Source organism: Lysobacter tyrosinilyticus (genome assembly GCF_054779815.1).
Map to the genome: position 1 here is coordinate 1,039,128 of NZ_BAAGXN010000001.1, position 19,376 is coordinate 1,058,503.

General features: G+C 63.1%; 18 protein-coding genes and 1 tRNA gene. 18 read left to right on the forward strand and 1 reads right to left on the reverse strand.

The window, feature by feature from the left end; genetic code table 11:
• Window positions 1-25: 25 nt before the first annotated feature.
• The 5 genes from rplM (at window position 26) to maiA (ending at window position 2,916) form a co-directional block, all read left to right on the forward strand.
• Complete coding sequence (gene rplM / locus ACYVGK_RS04425; protein WP_386746969.1) at window positions 26-454, forward strand: 50S ribosomal protein L13; 429 nt, start codon at window positions 26-28, stop codon at window positions 452-454.
• A 12-nt stretch (window positions 455-466) separates the two neighbouring features.
• Window positions 467-859: a 30S ribosomal protein S9 gene (rpsI, locus tag ACYVGK_RS04430; RefSeq protein WP_460732018.1), complete on the forward strand. Its 393-nt coding sequence runs from the start codon at window positions 467-469 to the stop codon at window positions 857-859.
• A gap of 57 nt (window positions 860-916) precedes the next feature.
• A tRNA-Gln gene (locus ACYVGK_RS04435) sits at window positions 917-991 on the forward strand.
• A 161-nt stretch (window positions 992-1,152) separates the two neighbouring features.
• Window positions 1,153-2,139, forward strand: coding sequence for a fumarylacetoacetate hydrolase family protein (locus ACYVGK_RS04440; RefSeq protein ID WP_460732019.1), 987 nt, complete (start codon window positions 1,153-1,155; stop codon window positions 2,137-2,139).
• Window positions 2,140-2,256: 117 nt separating this feature from the next.
• Complete coding sequence (maiA, locus tag ACYVGK_RS04445; RefSeq protein ID WP_460732020.1) at window positions 2,257-2,916, forward strand: maleylacetoacetate isomerase; 660 nt, start codon at window positions 2,257-2,259, stop codon at window positions 2,914-2,916.
• A 43-nt stretch (window positions 2,917-2,959) separates the two neighbouring features.
• Here maiA and ACYVGK_RS04450 read toward each other — a convergent pair whose 3' ends face one another.
• Window positions 2,960-4,066 (reverse strand): PilT/PilU family type 4a pilus ATPase, encoded by a 1,107-nt coding sequence (locus ACYVGK_RS04450; RefSeq protein WP_460732021.1) that lies wholly within the window; start codon window positions 4,064-4,066, stop codon window positions 2,960-2,962.
• A 147-nt stretch (window positions 4,067-4,213) separates the two neighbouring features.
• Between ACYVGK_RS04450 and ACYVGK_RS04455 the strand changes: the two genes are divergently transcribed.
• The 13 genes from ACYVGK_RS04455 to ACYVGK_RS04515 all read left to right on the forward strand — a co-directional run bounded on the left by ACYVGK_RS04455 (window position 4,214) and on the right by ACYVGK_RS04515 (window position 19,341).
• Window positions 4,214-5,395, forward strand: coding sequence for a DUF4398 domain-containing protein (locus ACYVGK_RS04455; protein WP_460732022.1), 1,182 nt, complete (start codon window positions 4,214-4,216; stop codon window positions 5,393-5,395).
• Between the two features lie 353 nt (window positions 5,396-5,748).
• Window positions 5,749-5,967 carry a YdcH family protein gene (locus ACYVGK_RS04460; protein ID WP_460732023.1) on the forward strand — a complete coding sequence of 73 codons (219 nt, stop codon included), beginning with the start codon at window positions 5,749-5,751 and terminating at the stop codon, window positions 5,965-5,967.
• A 218-nt stretch (window positions 5,968-6,185) separates the two neighbouring features.
• Window positions 6,186-7,562 (forward strand): pyridoxal-phosphate dependent enzyme, encoded by a 1,377-nt coding sequence (locus ACYVGK_RS04465; protein WP_460732024.1) that lies wholly within the window; start codon window positions 6,186-6,188, stop codon window positions 7,560-7,562.
• 78 nt (window positions 7,563-7,640) lie between these two features.
• Entirely contained in the window at window positions 7,641-8,813 is a 1,173-nt protein-coding gene (locus tag ACYVGK_RS04470; RefSeq protein ID WP_460732025.1) for a cystathionine gamma-synthase, read from the forward strand.
• Between the two features lie 6 nt (window positions 8,814-8,819).
• The gene (locus ACYVGK_RS04475; protein ID WP_460732026.1) at window positions 8,820-9,647 is read left to right on the forward strand and encodes an ABC transporter permease; all 828 of its coding nucleotides are present in this window, start codon (window positions 8,820-8,822) and stop codon (window positions 9,645-9,647) included.
• Entirely contained in the window at window positions 9,647-11,050 is a 1,404-nt protein-coding gene (locus ACYVGK_RS04480) for an ABC transporter ATP-binding protein (protein WP_460732027.1), read from the forward strand. Before ACYVGK_RS04475 ends, ACYVGK_RS04480 begins: the two co-directional genes overlap by 1 nt.
• On the forward strand, window positions 11,037-11,672 hold the full coding sequence (locus ACYVGK_RS04485; protein ID WP_460732028.1) for a CmcI family methyltransferase: 636 nt from the start codon (window positions 11,037-11,039) through the stop codon (window positions 11,670-11,672). The genes ACYVGK_RS04480 and ACYVGK_RS04485 overlap by 14 nt, the downstream gene beginning before the upstream one ends.
• A 22-nt stretch (window positions 11,673-11,694) precedes the next feature.
• Window positions 11,695-12,285, forward strand: a complete 591-nt coding sequence (locus ACYVGK_RS04490; protein WP_460732029.1) for a methyltransferase domain-containing protein — start codon at window positions 11,695-11,697, stop codon at window positions 12,283-12,285.
• Window positions 12,282-13,448: a class I SAM-dependent methyltransferase gene (locus ACYVGK_RS04495; protein ID WP_460732030.1), complete on the forward strand. Its 1,167-nt coding sequence runs from the start codon at window positions 12,282-12,284 to the stop codon at window positions 13,446-13,448. The genes ACYVGK_RS04490 and ACYVGK_RS04495 overlap by 4 nt, the downstream gene beginning before the upstream one ends.
• 28 nt (window positions 13,449-13,476) lie before the next feature.
• Window positions 13,477-15,981: a glycosyltransferase family protein gene (locus ACYVGK_RS04500; protein ID WP_460732031.1), complete on the forward strand. Its 2,505-nt coding sequence runs from the start codon at window positions 13,477-13,479 to the stop codon at window positions 15,979-15,981.
• A complete protein-coding gene (locus tag ACYVGK_RS04505) occupies window positions 15,978-16,964 on the forward strand; it encodes a CgeB family protein (RefSeq protein WP_460732032.1) in 987 nt (328 codons plus the stop codon). Before ACYVGK_RS04500 ends, ACYVGK_RS04505 begins: the two co-directional genes overlap by 4 nt.
• Window positions 16,961-17,743 carry a methyltransferase domain-containing protein gene (locus ACYVGK_RS04510; protein ID WP_460732033.1) on the forward strand — a complete coding sequence of 261 codons (783 nt, stop codon included), beginning with the start codon at window positions 16,961-16,963 and terminating at the stop codon, window positions 17,741-17,743. The genes ACYVGK_RS04505 and ACYVGK_RS04510 overlap by 4 nt, the downstream gene beginning before the upstream one ends.
• Complete coding sequence (locus ACYVGK_RS04515) at window positions 17,740-19,341, forward strand: hypothetical protein (RefSeq protein ID WP_460732034.1); 1,602 nt, start codon at window positions 17,740-17,742, stop codon at window positions 19,339-19,341. The genes ACYVGK_RS04510 and ACYVGK_RS04515 overlap by 4 nt, the downstream gene beginning before the upstream one ends.
• Window positions 19,342-19,376: the final 35 nt, after the last annotated feature.

Sequence of the window (19,376 nt, forward strand, 5' to 3'; positions counted from 1 at the left end):
CAGATACACCTCAAGTAGAGCCGTCATGAAAACTTTCACCGCCAAGAACGAGACCGTCCAGCGCGACTGGTACGTCGTCGATGCCGAAGGCAAGACCCTCGGCCGCCTCGCCTCTGAGCTCGCCCGCCGTCTGCGTGGCAAGCACAAGCCCGTCTACACCCCGCACGTCGATACCGGCGATTACCTCGTGGTGATCAATGCCGAGAAGATCGCCGTCACCGGCAACAAGCTGCAGGACAAGATGTATTACCGTTTCACCGGTTACATCGGCAACCTGAAGTCCGAGACCCTCGGCCAGGCGCTTGAGCGCCACCCGGAGCGCGTGATCGAGATCGCCGTGAAGGGCATGCTCCCGAAGAACCCGCTGGGCCGCGCGATGTACCGCAAGCTCAAGGTCTACAAGGGCACCGAACATCCGCACGCCGCGCAGCAGCCGCAGCCGCTCGACTTCTAAGGCATCCAGCACATGGCACTCCAGCAGAATTACGGCACCGGCCGTCGCAAGTCCTCCACCGCCCGCGTGTTCCTGCGCAAGGGCGATGGCAAGATCACCATCAACCAGCGTCCGATCGATGAGTTCTTCGGCCGCGAAACTGCGCGCATGATCGTGCGCCAGCCGCTCGAGCTGACCAAGTCGACCGACAAGTTCGACGTCGTCGTCACCGTCGCCGGCGGCGGCATCACCGGTCAGGCCGGTGCGATCCGCCTGGGCATCTCGCGTGCGCTGGTCGAATACGACGAATCGCTGAAGGGCGAGCTGCGCAAGGCAGGCTTCATGACCCGTGACGCCCGCGAAGTCGAGCGTAAGAAGGTCGGTCTGCACAAGGCACGTCGCGCTACGCAGTTCTCGAAGCGCTAATCTTCGAAACTGTTGTGTGTGCCGGGTTTGCTCGGCACACTATGCAAATAGAAATACAGCCCCGTCGCCAAGCGGTAAGGCATCTGACTCTGACTCAGACATTCGGTGGTTCGAATCCATCCGGGGCTGCCAAATATCAAGAAACCCGCCGCAAGGCGGGTTTTTTGTTGTGCGGGATTCCAGGTTATTTCCGCTGCGCGGAGTAAGCGGAATAAGCTGGCGCGCGAAGCCGGTCAGTGCTTCAGTTACAATTGCAACTATCGCGCCTCGGCGCAGAATTCCCGGAGTTCCAGATGAAGCTCGGTTCCCTCAAGGAAGGCGGCCGCGACGGCACCCTCATCGTCGTTTCGCGCGATCTCACTCGCGCCGTCAAGGCCACCGGTATCGCCGACACGTTGCAGCGCGCGCTCGAGGACTGGTCGAACACCGCGCCGCGCCTCAATGCGCTCTCCGATGCACTCAATGAAGGTAAGGCCGAGGGTGCCTTCGACGTCGACATGGCTGCACTGGCCGCGCCGTTGCCGCGCGCCTACGAGTTCGTCGATGGCAGCGCCTACCTCCCGCACGTTGAGCGCGTGCGTCGTGCGCGTGGCGCCGAGGTGCCCGAGAGCTTCTACGTCGATCCGCTGATGTACCAGGCCGTCAGCGCCGGCTTCTACGGCCCGCGCGATCCGGTGCGGGTGGTTAGCGAGGACTACGGCATCGATCTCGAAGCCGAAGTCGTGATCGTCACCGATGACGTGCCGATGGCGGTGACGCCGGATGCCGCCGCGGCGCATATCCAGCTGGTCGGCCTGGTCAATGACGTCAGCCTGCGCAACCTGATTCCGGGCGAACTGGCCAAGGGCTTCGGCTTCCTGCAGTCCAAGCCGCGTTCGGCGCTGTCGCCGGTGTTCGTCACGCCTGACGAGCTCGGCGATGCGTGGCAGGACAGCAAGGTCCACCTGCCGCTGCTCACGCACATCAACGGCGAATGGTTCGGTGCGCCCGAAGCCGGCGTCGACATGCAGTTCAATTTCGCCCAGCTCGTGGCCCATGCGGCCAAGACGCGCCCGCTCATGGCCGGCACGATCGTGGGTTCCGGCACGGTGGCGAACGAGGACACCAAGCTTGGTGCCTCTTGCTTCGCTGAGCGCCGTACTGTGGAAACCCTGGAAACCGGCAAGCCGATCACCCCGTTCATGTCGTTCGGCGATACCGTGCGCATCGAGATGAAGACCCGCGCCGGCGTCGACATCTTTGGTGCGATCGAGCAACGCATCGAGCGCCAGCCGGTCTGACCGGCGGCAGGCGCGGGCCGGCGGAAGGGTGGTTGCCCTTCGCGCTCGCGGCTAAGGTGCGTTTTGGGCGCGGCCGCAGGGCTGGCGCACGGGGGTGAGCAGGTGGAAGATGCGGGCATGAACGACCAGTTGCGGCTGTTCTCATATTGGCGTTCCAGCGCGGCGTATCGCGTACGGATCGGGCTGAACCTCAAGGGCCTGCCGTACGAAATCGTGCCCATCCACCTGCTGCGCGACGGCGGCGAGCAGCGCACCGAGCAGTATCGGCAGATCAATCCCCAGGGTCTGGTGCCAGTGTTGCAGCACGGCAACCGTCAGATGCGGCAGTCGCTCGCGATCCTCGAATACCTCGACGAAACGTGGCCAGCACGCCCGTTGCTGCCCGCGACCGCGCGCTCGCGTCAACGCGCCCGCGCACTCGCGCAGGCGATCGCCTGCGACATCCATCCGCTCAACAATCTGCGGGTGCTGCAGTACTTCGAACACGAATGGCACGTGCCGCAGCCCGAGCGCGACGTGTGGGTCCGGCACTGGATCAATGAAGGCTTCGGCGCGATCGAGGCAATGCTCAACGACAACCTGTCGACCGGCCAGTTCTGCGAAGGCGAAACGCCGACCATCGCCGATTGCTGCCTGATCCCGCAGGCCTACAACGCGCGCCGCTTTGGCGTGGACATCGCACAGTTCCCGACCATCGCACGCATCGAGCAGGCGTGCCTGCAGCTGCCCGCGTTCGATCTGGCGCGGCCGGAAATGCAGCCGGACAAGCCGGCGTGAGATCGGAGTGGTGCCGGCGATGCCGGCACCGTGCGAGACGGAATTAAGTCGCCGCGAAGACGTCCGCGTACGGATCGTGCTCGCCGGTGCCGCCTTCGGACAGGCGGAACTTGAGATCGAGGCCATCGCGCGAGTCGGCCGCGCGCAGCGCTTCCTCGCGTTCGACCTTGCCTTCCTTGTAGAGACGGAACAGGCACTGGTCGAAACTCTCCATGCCTTCCTGCAGCGAGCCTTCCATCGCCGCCTTGATTTCGTGCACCTGGCCGCGGCGCATGAGGTCGCGGATCATCGGTGTGTTGATCAGCACTTCGGTCGCGGGCAGGCGGCGACCGTCCTTGCCCACGACCAGGCGCTGCGAAATGACCGCGCGCAGGTTAAGCGCCAGGTTCATCAGCACGTTCTTGTGCGCCGATTCGTGGAAGAAGTTAAGGATGCGCTCCAGCGTCTGGTCGGCGTTGTTGGAGTGCAATGTGGCCAGGCACAGGTGACCGGTTTCGGCGAAGGCGATCGCCGCTTCCATGGTGGTGGCGTCGAGGATTTCGCCGATCAGGATGACGTCCGGCGCCTCACGCATCGCGTTCTTCAGCGCGTTGTGGAAGGCGTGGGTATCGAGGCCGACCTCGCGCTGGTTGACGATCGACTTCTTGTGCTTGTGCAGATATTCGATCGGGTCCTCGATGGTGAGGATGTGGCCCGAGGTATTGGTGTTGCGGTGGTCAATCATCGCGGCGAGCGTGGTCGACTTGCCCGAGCCGGTGGAGCCCACGATCAGCACCAGGCCGCGCGGGGCCATGATGATTTCCTTGAGCACCTGCGGCAGCTGCAGCTCCTCGATCGAGGGGATGATGCTGCGGATGGCGCGGATCACCATGCCGACTTCGCCGCGCTGCTTGAACACGTTGACGCGGAAGCGGCCGGCTTCGGCCAATGCCAGGGCCATGTTCAGTTCGAGGTCACGCTCGAAGATCGGGACCTGACCCTCGTCCATCAGCGAGTAGGCGATCTTCTTGACCATGCCGGCTGGCAGGCCGGTATTGCCTAGGGGGTAGAGCTTGCCTTCGACCTTGATGTAGACGGGGGCGCCGGTAGTCAGGAACATGTCCGACGCGTTCTTTTCCGTCATCAGCTTCAAGAAGTAGCCGATGTCCATGTATCCGTCCCCTTAATTCGATGGCGGGGCGCCGTTGCAAGCGCCCCGCGAGCTTCCGACAATGGCTGCCGCCGAAGTTACACCCATTCCCGGTCGCCACGGCATCCCCCAATGAGCACAAGCTTCGCACAAATCCTAAAACTGTCGATGGCACTGGTTCTCGCTTCGACTTTGCCTGCCCGGGCTGCTACGCCGCCCACCGCGGAACTCGCCGCGGCACAACAGGCGGTGAGCCGAGCCGATAGCGCCGATGGCGATCAGTACGCCACGCAGGAGCTGACGGCCGCGCGTGCCGAACTCGCGCAGGCGCAGGCGGCCATGGCGGCCCGCAAGCACAAGGACGCGCTGGCCCTCGCGCTCGCCGCAGAGGCCGACGGCGATCTGGCGTATGCGCACAGTCGCGCGGCACAGACCCGCAACGAGCTTGCGCAGCGGCGCGCCGAAATCCTCGAATTGCGCCAGCGCCTCAAGATCAATGAGGGCGCCATGCAACCCAGTGCGCTGGACAACGACGCACCGCCGGCAGGCGACTACAACCAGCGCCTGCAGGTCCTCGCGGCCGATGCGCAATTGGCTCCCTTCGCCGCCTTCGAGCGCCTGCGCGCACGCCAGGCGGTGGACGCCCAGCTCAAGCTGCGCAAGAGCAAGCAAGTCGCTGCCGACTATCTGACCCAGCGCCGGGTCACGATCGCGGAACTCACGGCCCGTACCGACGCGTCGCGTCGCGATATCGACCAGCTGGACCGGGTGCGCTCGGAGCTGCTGATCGAAGCCAGTCGCCGTGATGCCGAGGCAGCGCGTGCCGAGGCCGAGCGCCTGCGGGTGCAGGCCCAGATCCAGGCCGAGGAAACCGAACGCCTGCGCCAGCAGGCCGCGCAGAGCGATGCTGAGCGCCAGAACATCGAGGATGCCATCGCCGGCGTCAGCGACGTCCAGGCGGCCAAGCTCAAGGCGGCCCGGGAGCGCGATGCCAAGCTGGCCCGCCAGGAAGCCGAACTGGTTGCCGGAGGCAAGCTCCCGGCTTCCCGCTGGGATGAGCGCGGCGAGGTCTTCACCCTGGGCAGCGACACCTTCGCGGCCGGCAAGGCCACGCTGAGCGAACGTGGTGCTTCCACCGTCCGTACCCTGGCGGCGTACCTGCAGGCCACGGCCGGCAGCGCGGCCCGCATCGAGGGCGTGGATGCCAAGGCCGGTTTGGCTCAGCAACGCGTCGAGGCAGTGCGCGACGCCCTGATCAAGGCTGGGGCAACCCGTCAGCAGGTGCGGGCTGCCGTGGGGGCGGCGGGCAAATCCAAGCCGCGGGTCGAAGTGGTTATTTCGACGAAATAGTCATATCAATCAAATGGTTGAGAGGTTGGTCTTCATCGGTGTTGCAGCCAGCGCCATTCGTCCGCGGCTGCTTGCCGAGCCCAGGAGGTAGGAGTAGGGTCAATTACCCAAGCGGTACAACAAACCGCCTGGTTGAGAGCCCCGGCCCATGACGCAAACGCCCCTTTCACAGGACACCGCCGCCACAAAAGACGTCGCGGCGGGCCTGCGTGAAGTCGGCCCGCTGATCCGTCATCCCGTCCGGCTCCCGCAGTCACCCGATGCAACGCCTCGGCCCCACGGCCGGGGCGTTTTTGCGTCCGGGGTCCTCGGCGTCACGCCGTCTGCTTCTGGCAATCGTTGAAGGAGGCTTCATGTTCGAAGAACAACCGCAGCAGGAAATCGATGCGCTGATGCGCGCCAATCCGGAATTCCGGCAGCTCTATCAGCGTCATCGTGACCTGGACAAGAAGGTGATGGACGCCGAACTCGGCGTATTGCCGATCGACGACGTGACCCTCGCCCAGATGAAGCGCGAGAAGCTTGCTGCGAAGGACCGCCTGGTCCGCCTTTACGACGCAGGACATCACTGACCCACGGAATTCCGCAGCCGGCCGACGACGGGCTCGGCCGGCCGCGCAGGGCCTCCAGATTGCCCGTACGAACCGGTTCTCATCACGGGCGGCGGCGCCTTCCTCGTCGGGACCGCCGCCGCCCGGGTGGGGTACCGCCACACTCAGGCCTGCCGCCTCATCCCGGGGGGCCGCTAGAATCCTACGTTCGCCGCACCGTACGCGGCCGCAGGATTCTCATGCCCATCCATGCTTCCGTTCTCGAGCTGATCGGCCGTACGCCGATCGTGAAGGCCCGTCGTCTCGATACAGGTCCCTGTGAGCTGTATTTCAAACTCGAATCGCAGAACCCCGGTGGTTCGATCAAGGACCGCATCGGTCTGTCGATGATCGAAGCCGCCGAAAAGGCCGGAAAGATCAAGCCCGGCGACATCCTGGTCGAAGGCACTGCCGGCAACACCGGCATCGGCCTCGCTCTCGTCGCGCAACAGAAGGGCTATCGGTTGATTCTCGTAGTGCCCGACAAGATGAGCCGCGAGAAGATCTTCAATCTCAAGGCGATGGGCGCGCAGGTGGTGCTTACGCGCTCCGACGTGGCCAAGGGGCATCCCGACTACTACCAGGACATGGCCGAACGCATCGCGCGCGAGACGCCCGGCGCCTACTTCATCAATCAGTTCGGCAATCCCGACAATCCGGCCGCGCACGAGTTCGGTACCGGCCCGGAAATCCTCGAGCAGATGGCCGAAGTCGGTGGCGTCGACGCCATCGTGTTCGGTTGCGGCAGCTCCGGCACCATGACTGGGCTGTCGCGCTGCTTCGCCGAGAAGTCGCCCCACACCGAGCTGATCCTGGCCGATCCGGTCGGCTCGATCCTGGAGGAATACATCAACCGCGGCACGCTGAGCGACAAGTCCGCGAGTTGGATGGTGGAAGGCATTGGCGAGGACTTCCTGCCGCCGATCTCGGACTTCACGCGAGTGAAGCAGGCCTACGCGATCAGCGACAAGGAAAGCTTCCTCACCGCGCGCGAACTTCTCGAAAAGGAAGGCATCCTGGGTGGTTCGTCCACCGGTACGCTGCTCGCTGCCGCGCTGCGCTACTGCCGCGCTCAGACCACGCCGAAGAAGGTGCTGACGCTCGTGCCGGACACCGGCAACAAGTACATCTCCAAGATGTACAACGACTACTGGATGCTGGACAACGGCTTCCTCGAACGCGAATCGACCGGCGACCTGCGCGACCTGATCACGCGTCCATTCTCCAAGCGCGACACGATCGTCGTCGCACCGACCGACCTGCTGGTCACCGCCTGGCAGCGCATGAAGCTCTACGACGTCAGCCAGTTGCCGGTGATGGAGGGCGACAACATCGTGGGCATCGTCGACGAAAGCGACGTGCTCCTGCATGTCTACGGCGACGAGGCCCACTTCCGCGATCCGGTGGCGACCGCAATGGTGAGCAAGCTGGACAAGCTCGACGTGCGTTCCTCCATCGAAACTCTGCTGCCAGTCTTCGACCGCGGCCACGTTGCGATCGTGATGGATGGCGAGAGGTTCGTCGGCCTCATTACCCGCATCGACCTGCTCAACTATCTGCGCCGGCGTGTGCAGTAAGTCGCTGAAAATGCAGGCTTGTGCGCGCCCCCCAATGCTAGAATTCAAGGCTGCGTGTCAGCCAGATGGAAGTAAGCAATGACTGAGAGCAACAAGGATCGCAAGCCCGGATTGGGAACTCTTGCGATCCACGGCGGACAATCGCCGGATCCGAGCACTGGCGCCGTGATGCCGCCGATCTACGCGACGTCGACGTATGCCCAGAGTAGCCCTGGCGAGCATCAGGGGTTCGAGTATTCGCGCAGCCATAATCCGACTCGCTTCGCCTACGAGCGTTGTATCGCCGCCCTCGAAGGCGGCACTCGCGGTTATGCGTTCGCATCCGGACTTGCGGCCACGTCGACCGTTCTGGAAATGCTCGATAGCGGCAGCCACGTCATCGCAATGGACGACGTATACGGCGGAACTTACCGCCTGTTCGAGCGGGTGCGCCGCCGTTCGGCCGGGCTGGACTTCAGCTGGGTAGACCTCAGTGATGTCGCAGCTTTCGAAGCGGCAATTCGTCCGAACACCAAGCTGGTCTGGATCGAGACGCCGACCAATCCGTTGCTCAAGCTCGTCGACATCGAGCAGATAGCGACGATTGCGCGCAAGCGCGGCTTGATCGTAGCGGTCGACAACACGTTCAGCTCGCCGATCCTGCAGCGCCCGCTCGAATTGGGTGCGCATCTGGTCATGCACTCGGCGACCAAGTACCTGAATGGTCATTCCGATATGGTCGGCGGAATCGTCGTCGTCGGGGACGATGCGGACATCGCCGAAAAGATGACGTTCCTGCAGAACGCCATTGGCGGCGTGCAAGGGCCGTTCGATAGCTTCCTTGCGCTGCGCGGCCTCAAGACGCTGCACCTGCGCATGAAGGCGCACTGCGAGAATGCGCAAGCGCTTGCCGAATGGTTGGAAACCCATCCTTCAGTTGAGCGAGTGATCTATCCGGGACTGAAATCGCACGCGCAGCATGCATTGGCCCAGCGGCAGATGGATGGCTTCGGCGGAATGATCAGCATCCTGGTCAAGGGCGGCCTCGAAGGCGCCCGTCGCATGATGGAGCGCTGCGAGTACTTCACGATCGCGGAATCGCTCGGTGGCGTGGAAAGCCTGGTCAACCACCCGGCGATCATGACGCATGCGTCGATTCCCGCAGAGCGGCGAGCGCAGTTGGGCGTCACAGATAACCTGGTGCGACTGAGCGTGGGCATCGAGCAGGCGAGCGATCTGCAGGCCGACCTCGATCATGCGCTTGCGGGGTAGTCGGTAATGACCCTTCAGATCGGTGCTTCGGCATCGCCGGCCGCCATGGTCGGCAGCCTGTGGCAGAACCGCAGCCTCATTGTCCAGCTGACGCGGCGCGAGGTCATCAGTCGTTATCGTGGATCGGTGATCGGACTGGCGTGGTCGTTCTTCAACCCACTCCTGATGCTCGCGGTATACACGTTCTTCTTTTCCGTCGTCTTCCGCTCCCGTTGGGGCGGGGAAGGCGCGGGCAAAGCCGAATTCGCCGCATTCCTGTTCGCTGGAATCATCGTGCATGGCGTCTTTGCGGAGTGCATCAATCGCGCGCCCACGTTGATCCTGGGCAACGTCAACTATGTGAAGCGGGTGGTGTTTCCGCTGGAGATCCTGCCATGGGTCGCCATGGGGTCGGCGCTGTTCCATGCGCTGGTCAGCCTGCTGGTGTTGCTGCTGGCACAGGCGGTCCTCAGTCACCATCTATCCTGGTCGGCGTTGTACTTCCCGATCATCATGGTTCCGCTGATCGTCATGACGATGGGCATTGCTTGGATGCTCGCGGCGGTCGGCGTATTCGTGCGCGATATCGGTCAGATCACCGCGGTGTTGACCACCGTGCTGCTGTTCCTGTCGCCGGTGTTCTATCCGGTGAGCAACATGCCTGAGCGATATCGCCCCTGGATCAATTCCAACCCGTTGACCTTCATCATCGAGCAATCGCGAACCGTCCTGCTGCTTGATGGCTCGCCCGACTGGGGTGGTGTGGTGAAGTATTCGCTCATCGCGGTCGTGGTGGCCGCCATCGGCTTTTGGATATTCCAGAAGATGAGGCGCGGCTTCGCGGACGTGCTGTGATGGCGCAAGTGGACAGCATGGCTACGGATGAAACATCGGGCGTTCCTGCCGGCGAGATTGCGATTCGCGTGGATGGCATCGCCAAGTGCTACCAGATTTACGACAACCCGCAGGACCGCCTCAAGCAGTCGCTGATGCCGCGGTTGCGGGGTCTGTTCGGAATGTCAGCGCGGCGATACTTCCGTGAATTCTGGGCGCTCCGCGGCATTGGCTTCGATGTTCCCAAAGGCGAAACCGTCGGAATCATCGGGCGCAACGGCTCGGGCAAATCGACGCTGCTGCAGATCGTCTGCGGCACGCTGACGCCCACCATCGGTGACGTGCAGGTGCGTGGCCGCATCGCGGCGTTGCTCGAGCTGGGTTCCGGCTTCAATCCGGAGTTCACCGGGCGCGAGAACATCTTCCTGAACGCAATGGTTCTGGGTTTGACTCGCGAACAGGTCGAGGCACGCTTCGACAGCATTGCCGCCTTCGCCGATATCGGCGATTTCATCGAACAGCCGATCAAGACCTATTCGAGCGGCATGGCGGTCCGACTGGCATTCGCCGTCATCGCGCATGTGGACGCCGACGTCCTGATCATCGACGAGGCGCTCGCGGTTGGCGACGCAGTGTTCACCCAGAAGTGCATGCGCTTCCTGCGTCGTTTCAAGGAGCGGGGCACCATCCTGTTCGTCAGCCACGACGTGGGTTCGATCATGTCGTTGTGCTCGCAGGCGGTGTGGCTGGACCAGGGCGAACTGAGGATGTTCGGTCCGGCGAAGGAAGTGGCTGACGCGTATGTGCGCTACTGCACCCAGCAGGTGCTTGGTGATGAGCGATCCGTTCGTGCGCTCAAAGAAGAAGTCGCGCCCAGCGCCGTGCCCGTCGAAGTGGATCGCGGTACGCGCATCGACTTTTTCGAGAACGTGATCCACTCGGATGGATGGGAAACGGGCGACGCCCGAATCGATGCGGTTTCGCTCACGGATACGTCCGGCGAGCGACTCGCCGCGTTCTCGGGTGGCGAGCGCGTGGAGTTGACCGTTACCGCCACTGCCTTGGGGACGCTGAGTAGTCCGATCATCGGTTTCCTGGTGAAAGACCGGCTGGGACAGTCGTTGTTTGGACAACACACCTACGACGAACTGGCCGTTCGACCGGCGAGCCCGGGTGATGAACTTCGGGCCACCTTCCGATTCTCATTGCCGATGTTGCCCAACGGCGAGTATTCGATGACGGTTTCGATTGCCGATGGCGATCCGGCCGTCAACGTGCAACACCACTGGCTCCATGATGCCGTGCTGATCAATGTCCAGTCGCAGAAGCTCCGCTACGGGCTCGTGGGCATTCCGTTCGAAAAAGTCGGCCTCGATATTCAACCGCACGAATCCCCCACCAGAGTTTCCAATGGCAATTCTTGAAGAATCCAAGTCGCTTCCGCTTGGTGAAGTGCTGAAGACGATGCAGGAGCGCATCGTGACCCAGACCTCGTATTTCGGGGTTCCCACCCAGAAGAATCCCCTGGACTTCTGGGTCTACCAGGAAATGATCAACGAACTGAAGCCGACAGTGCTGGTCGAGATCGGCAACAAGTTCGGTGGTAGTGCGCTCGCGTTCGCGCACCTGTTCGATCTGCTCGGCCACGGCCGGATCATTGCGGTCGATATCGATCAGAGCCAGATCCATCCGGCTACGCGCGCGCATCCCCGCATCACGTTCCTCGAAGGCGATGCGACGGCGTTGGCGCCCAAGGTCAAGGAAATGATCACGCCGGAAGATGAGGTCCTCGTGATCGAGGACAGTTCGCATACCTACGAGAACACTCTCTCGGTCCTGGAGCACTATTCGTCGCTGGTTAAGCCGGGCGGATATTTCATCGTCGAGGATTCGATCTGCTACCACGGATTGGACGTTGGTCCGCAGCCGGGCGCATACGAGGCCATCGATCGCTTTCTTGAAACGAACCACGACTTCGAGTGCGACCGCAGCCGCGAATCCTTTCTCATCACCTGGAATCCGAAGGGATTCCTGCGTCGAAAGTAACCGCTGACCCGCAGGGTAGAACGTGCATACCAGCTCCTATGAGCACATGGCCGATCTGGTGCGTCGCCACCTCGATCCGGCGCGACCGCTGTCCGTGGTGGACATCGGCTCCTACGACGTCAATGGCTCCTACCGGACGTTGTTCACGTCGCCGCAGTGGCGTTACACGGGAATCGACCTGGAGGCCGGCCCCGGCGTGGATGTCGTCCTGACCAGCCCTTACCGTTTTCCTCTCGCATCCGGCTCGGTGGACCTGGTCGTGTCCGGGCAGGCGTTCGAACACGTCGAGTACTTCTGGCTGTCGTTCCTGGAAATGCTGCGCATCCTGAAACCCGGCGGCATGATGTTCCTGATTGCGCCCTCGCGCGGCCCGGAACATCGCTATCCGCAGGACTGCTGGCGGTTCTATCCCGATGGTTACCGCGCGCTCGCCAAGTTCGGTCGCTGCGAACTGCTCGAGCTGAGCACCGACTGGGGACCGCATCCGGACCCGGATAGCGCCCAGTGGGGCGACACGGTGGGCGTATTCCGCAAGCAGCCCATGCCGCTGAGGCAGCGCATCGCGCAGAACATCATGAAGCGGGCGCTCGAATTCCAGGCGCGATCGACATGACCCAGTTCAATCTCAACAAAAGCATGTTCCTGGATCCCCGGGCCACGCCGGAGAGCGCATGGCTGGGGCACATTCCGATGGCGGGCTGGGTGATTGAAGCCGCACGCCCGCGCATTCTTGTTGAGCTCGGCACCCACCGGGGCGCTTCCTATTTCGCCTTCTGCCAGGCCGTGCAGGAAAACGGGTTGGATACGCGTTGCTACGCGGTCGACACGTGGCAGGGCGATGAGCACGCCGGTGAGTACGGTGATGAGGTGTTCAAGGCGGTGACGGATCACCACCGCGAGCACTACGACGGTTTTTCGAAGCTGATGCGCATGACCTTCGACGAAGCATGCGGCTACTTCGATGACGCCACCGTCGATCTGCTGCATATCGACGGCCTGCACACTTACGACGCGGTTCGACACGACTTCGAAACGTGGTTGCCGAAGATGTCATCGCGCGGCGTCATACTTTTCCACGACACCAACGTTCGCGAGCGCGACTTTGGCGTGTGGAAGCTCTGGTCGGAGCTGCGTGAGCGCTATCCGGCTTTCGAGCTTTCGCACACGCATGGCCTGGGCGTATTGCTGGTGGGATCGGATCCGCCGGAGGCGCTGCAGGCCTTCGTGCGCAACGCCATGAGTGCGCAGGCCGATGAGGTAAACCGGCTGTTCGAGCGGTTGGGTGTCCTGCTTACAACCCAGCAAAGGCTGGGCGAGCTGGCCAAGCGTCATGTCCACTCGGAAGGCGACAACGGCCATCTGCGTGGGGTTGTAGCCGAACGCGATGCGACGGTTGCACGGCTCCAGGAAGTTGCGCGTGAGCATGAGCTCCGGCTCGTCGAACTTGGTGCGCGGCTGGCAGAGCGCGATGCCGCGTTGACGGAACGCAATGCGGCGCTGGCTGCGGCAGCGGCGGATAACGCGACAGCCATGCTGCGTCAGGGGCAATTGAGCGCGGAGAACATCGCGCTTGGCGAGCGCCTTCAGGCCGTCGAAGAACTGCGCGTCGCGACCCTCGCTGCACACCAGGACGAAACCGAACGACTCGCTCGCGAACTGGTTGCTGCACGCACAAGCTTGTCCGAGATCCTCGGTTCGACCTCGTGGCGCCTTGGTGCTCCGATCCGGAAACTGGTTCGCCTGCTGCGTGGCGACCGCCCCGGCGCGGATGCATGAGGAACGGACAAACATCGGAAGTGATGAGATGAAGCAATGGCGCGTCCTGCTCCTTGATACCAAGCGAAGCAATCCCAACCACTACATCTGCCTCGCCATCGAGCGCGCGTTGCGGCAAAGCCCGCATGTGGCGTCCGTCGTCAAGGCGGACTATCTCACCGCCATCGAGCAGGCTCGCGCTGAGCACTGCGATCTGCTGCTGGCCTTTGACGGCGAGGAACTGGATCGCAGCATCGTCGCTCGGTTGGCGGCGATCTGCGGCACTAGCGTCGCGTGGGTCACTGAAGACCCCTACGAACAGCGCACCAACGTCGGCAACCTCGACCTGTTCGACCTGGTTTTCACCAACGACAGCGGCAGCGTGGCCGCCTATGGCAGCAAGGGCCGGCATCTGCCCTTCGCCGCGGACCCGCACCTGCACTTCCGTGAGATCCCGGACCGGGACGACGGCCATTACCTGTACGACCTGTTCTTCGCGGGCACCGCGTGGCCCAACCGGGTGGAGTTCCTGCGCGAGCTGCAGGGGGCGCTGACGGGCATCAACCTCAAGCTGGCGCTGCCCCACAATCCGCACATACCCGAGCCGGATCTCGATCTCAGCCCAAGCGCCTACCAGTGGCGAACGCCGAACTCCGAGTTCGCACGCTTCGCCAACCGCAGCCGCGCTGTCCTGACCCTGCACCGCGCGTTTTCGTCCTCGGGCAATGACGCGATCGCCAGAACGCCGGGCCCGCGTTTGTTCGAAGTGGCGCTGGCTGGCGGTGTGCAGTTCATCGACATGTCGATCCCGCAGATCGAAGTGGACCGCTACTTCACTGAGGACGTGGAGTTCGTCGGCTTCCGCTCGGCGCAGGAATGCATCGAGAAGCTCAGATTCCATCTCGCCAACCCCGAGGCGCGCATCGCCATCGCACGCGCGGCGCAGCGCCGGGCACAGAGCGAGCACCTGTACGCCAACCGCATCGAGACGCTGCTCGGCGAGGTCGCGGCGCTGCCCATGCGCGCTGCGGTGCCTGCCGCGGTGTCCATGAGGCGACCCAAGGTGCTGTTCGTGACGCACAACATCGCCGGCGTCGAGCCTTATGGCGGCGTGGAGGTCTACCAGGACCTGATCCGCAAGTCCCTGCGCGAGCGGTACGAATTCCTGTTCTACGTGCCCGACCGCAAGACGCCGCCGCTGGGTCGTCGCTACGTCGTGTACGACGAGAATCTGCAGTATCTGGAGGATCACGAATTCGCGGCGGAAGTCTCCGATGCGGACCTGGTCTGCGCCGAGCGCGAACGCCTGCTGTCTTCGATCTTGCTTCGCCACGAAGTCGACCTGGTGCATTTCCAGCACCTGATCGGGCACACGCCTTCGCTGATGTATCTGCCGCGGGCACTGGGCATCCCGAGCGTGCTGAGCCTGCACGACTACTACGGCATCTGCACCCACTTCAATCTGATCGGGTACAAGGGGCGCTACTGCAACATCGGCTCGCTGCCCAAATCCACGTGCGACGTGTGCTTGAACGCATCGGATGGCCTCGCGGCTGGCAGCCAGGCGCGCCGTCGTGCCTTCTTCGGTCGCGCGATGGAACAGGTCGATGTGTTGCACGCCAATACACCGGGCGTGGCCTCGCTGTTCCAATCGATCTATCCGCAGATGTTCGGCGACGAGCGCGTGCGCGTGTTCGGCGTGCCGATGCCGGCCGCAGGCGCGGCAATCGCTCGGCATGAGACTCCGACCTCCGAGAAGCTCAAGGTCGCCATCCTCGGCAACTTCACCCGCAACAAGGGTGCCGATGAACTGATCCATGCGTTCAACCAGATGCGTCACGATCCGGTGGAATTCACCATTTTTGGTGCGGTAGCCGCCCCGTACGGCTCGATTCTGGAGACCCTCGCGCTGCCCAACGTAAAGGTGCACGGCTCCTATACCGCGGGCACGCTGGGCGAGAAGCTGCAGGGCTTTTCGCTTTCGCTGCATTTCTCGATCTGGCCCGAGACCTATTGCATCACGCTGTCCGAGGCGTGGCAGGCTGGGTTGGTGCCGGTCGTGTCGGATATCGGTGCGCTCGGCGAGCGCGTGAGCGACGGAGTGAACGGTTTCAAGGTGCCCAACGCCGAAGCCGGTGCGCTGCTGGAGTTGCTGCGCACGCTTGCGCACGATCGTGAGCTTGTGGAGCGCGTGCGCGCGGGCATCACGCCGGATCTGTACGTCGATGGCGAAACGCACATGGCGTGGCTTTCCGGCGTCTATGACGAACTTGTCCTGGCCAAGCCCGTCCCGCACGCGACTGTCGCGAAGACGATGCGCTCCGATGCCAGGCACGCGCTGGCGGACTTCGGTGTGGTCCTCAATCACCGGGTCTGGTCCCGGTCCAACAGTGGACCAACCGTCGGCATTACCGCGACCACGCCGCCCACCGTCATCGGCAACGCATCGCTGGTTGGACGCGCGCTGTCTTATGCGCGACGTAATGGCGTGAAGGCGATGGTCAAGCGCGTGCTGCAGGAGCTCCCGTTCGGCAATCGCAGGAGCGCCCCATGAGCCCGCGCCATGTACTGGTTACCGGAGCCTCGCCGGACAACGAGAATCGCAACACGATCCTCCGGAACTATGTCGCCGAAGGATTCCGCGACGTGCTGGGCGCGGACGCCGTTACGCACGTGCCGCTCGAAATCGCGCTTGCCGCCGCAAAGCGACACGCTCCCGATCTGATCGTGTGTTTCGGCTCATGCATGCCTGATGACGCCGATTACCTTGCCCTGCGGCAGCATTGCGATACCACCGGTGCGACCCTCGCATTCTGGCTGCACGACGATCCCTACGAAATCGACTTCAGCTACCGCATCGACGGTATCGCGGACGTGGTCTTCTCCAACGATCGCTGGTCGGCGGAGCACTACAACCATCCACACGCGTATCACCTGCCACTCGCAGCGAGCCGTGCAGCGCACTGGCGTCCTATCAGTCAGTCGAAGGACATCGGGATCTTCTTCTGCGGCGTGGCGTTCGACAATCGCATCCGCCTCGTCAGGGATCTCAAGCAGGTGCTGCAGCGTTTCGATACGCGCATCCTGGGCGACCAGTGGCCTGAGCACGAACTTCCCTTCGCACGCAATCGCCGCCTGAGTAACGACGAGCTGTCGCGCAACTACGCGCGCGCGCTCATTACGCTCAACATGGGGCGCGATTTCCACTACGCCAACGAACGTTACCGGCTCGATCCCTCGACCCCTGGGCCGCGGACGTTCGAAGCGGCGATGGCAGGCACGACCCAGCTGTACTTCGTGGAGAGCCTCGAGATCGAGGATTACTACGCTCCCGAGAAGGAGATCGTGCTGTACAACTCGGTCGCCGAATTCGAACGCAAGGTCCAGGCACTTATGGCCGATCCGGCGCACTGCACCGACATCGCGGCAGCCGCGCAGTCGCGGACTCTGGCAGACCACACGTATACCAACCGCGCCCGCACCATCATTGATACCGTGGCCGCCATCGGCCAAGGACGAACACAGGAAACCGCATGAGCGCCAACCACACGTTATCGCCGCACGACCTGTTCGCCGATTCCTACGCCCGGTTTGACGACGAGCGCAGGCGGCAGGATGCCATCCGCCCGATCCGGGATTCGTTGCTGGATGCCTATCGAACCTCCACCCGGCGCGCCGCCGAAGGTTCGGCCCACGCCGAATACTGCGTCCTGCAGTCGACCTGGAATCAGAAGGTCATCGAGATTTCGAGCCGTTACGTCCTCGACGGCTCGATCGGACGCGACCGCGCGCTGTCGCTGGGTTCGTTCCTCGGTCTGGTCGAGATCGCTTACGCAAACGTGTTCCAGGAAGTCGTGTGCGTCGACCAGGACGACTATCTCGCCGAGTTCCGTCCGTCCAACCTCAGGTTGCACAAGGCCGACCTGGACACCTCGAAGTGGGTGATGCCGGAAGGTCGCTTCAACATCTGTTTCATGGTCGAGATCCTCGAGCATTTTCTGTGGTCGCCGGTGGCCCTGCTGAAATGGATCCATGCCAATTGCGACATGTTGATCATCACGACACCCGATGACCGCGAATGGCCGGCGCTGGCCAACAAGCCGTACATGCGGCATCAGCATTTTTCCGCGGTCCCTAGCGCGACGGGCGATGTCACCGGCAATCCGGAGCCGATGTCGCACTGCAAGCAATACACGCAGGAAGAGTTCATCGAGCTGTTGTCGTTCTGCGGATTCCGGTTGGTCGAGTTCCAGCGCGTAGGTGCAGGCTCCAACCAGATGCTGGCCGTGTGCACGCCGCGTCGGGGGGCTGCTTGAGTTTTCCGACCGATTCGCTGCTCGCCAGCCTGGCGCTGGCGGCTACCGCCATCGCATCCATCCTTGGCACGGGTCTGGCCGCGGCTCACGCGCTTTCGCGCGGTCGCCTGCAAGGTGCCTCGCTGCTCGCCTACGGCGGCGCCGCAGGCGTAGTCGTGCAGGCCTTGATCGGCCTGGTCACCGTCTGCCTGCCGTTCGCCTATCACGCCACCGCCCTGACATTGCTCATTGCGATCAATGTGCTTGCATGGCTGTACTGGTGGCGGCGTGGTGTGTACGCCGCACTGCGACACGATGGCGCATTTGCACCGGCGGCGCCGTTCGTGGCGTGGCTCGCACTGGTGACGATCTGCATCGGCATCAGCCATGTTCCGGTCAAGTTTCCGGAGCCGCTGTTCGATCCGCTCTACGTCATCAAGAACCACAACCTGCACGTCAAGGTTCAGACGATCACCGGTCACTTGCCGCCGGACAACTACGTGCCGTATGCGGTCGAGGAATTCCTGCTGCGCGACATCCAGCTGGCAGAGGAGCGACCCTTGCTGCCGGGGCAGGAAGTTTCCAACCGGCCCATCCTGATGGCTTTGGCAGCGCTGCCTTATCGTGCGGCGATTGATCCTCCGCCGAAGTTCCAGGGAAGACTGCCGACCTTCGAGTTCTCCGGGCGCTCATGGCCCGATGCGAGCGTATTGGGAGCGGACCGCTACTTCCGCCAGTTCCTCGTGATCGGCATCGTGCTGAACGCGATGTTCCTGCTGTCCGCGGGCTTGTTGTTCCGCGAAGCCGGGCTATCCCGCCGTTACCTGCTGGCGGGCCTGGTGCTGCTCGTCACCAGTCCCTACTACCTTAACCAGACGCTGTTCACCTGGCCCAAGGCGCTCGGTGCATTCTTTGTCGTGCTATCCGTGCATGCATTGATGTTCCGCAGATGGTGGGCAGTTGGCGGCGCGCTGGCCGCGCTGGCCTACCTTTCGCATCCTTACGCCATCGTATTCGCCGGCAGCTTTGGCCTCTACGTCGCGTTGCGGAATGGCATCCGTCGCATCGACTGGGCCGGGGCCACGCAGTATGCGGCCGCGTTCCTTGTGCTGGTGCTGCCGTGGCTGTTGTGGTCGCGGTTCTACCTGGACATTCCTTCCGATCTGGTCGAACAGAACATAGGTCCGACCGGAAACTGGTTGCAGGTCGTGTGGGCACGTCTTCAGAACGCCTATACGACGCTGATGCCCGGCTACTTCTCCATGCAAACGCTGGACCCCGATCAGTTCGTGCAGCACAGCCTGGTCAGCCTGACCGGCATCGTGGGGCTGTTCTTCTTCGCGCAGTGCTACGCCGGTGTCGCGGCGGCGTTCCGCACGATGACCGGGTTGGTGCTGTGCGGCGTGCTGATTCCTGCGACGCTGTTGATTTGCGTGTTCGGCATCCCCGCAGTTCCGGCCTTGCACGGCTTCCAGGCCGTCGCGCCCCTCGTGCTGCTGCTGGGCCTGAAGTTCATGCAGGAGCGATGGAGCCAACGTACGCTCGCGGTGCTTCTGCTGCTCCAGCTGCTGCTGAGTGCGCTCATGGTCTACGCGCGTGCAGTAACGCTCGGCTTATAAGTCCCCAAAGCTTCTCTCTCTCTTCCCCCAATCCC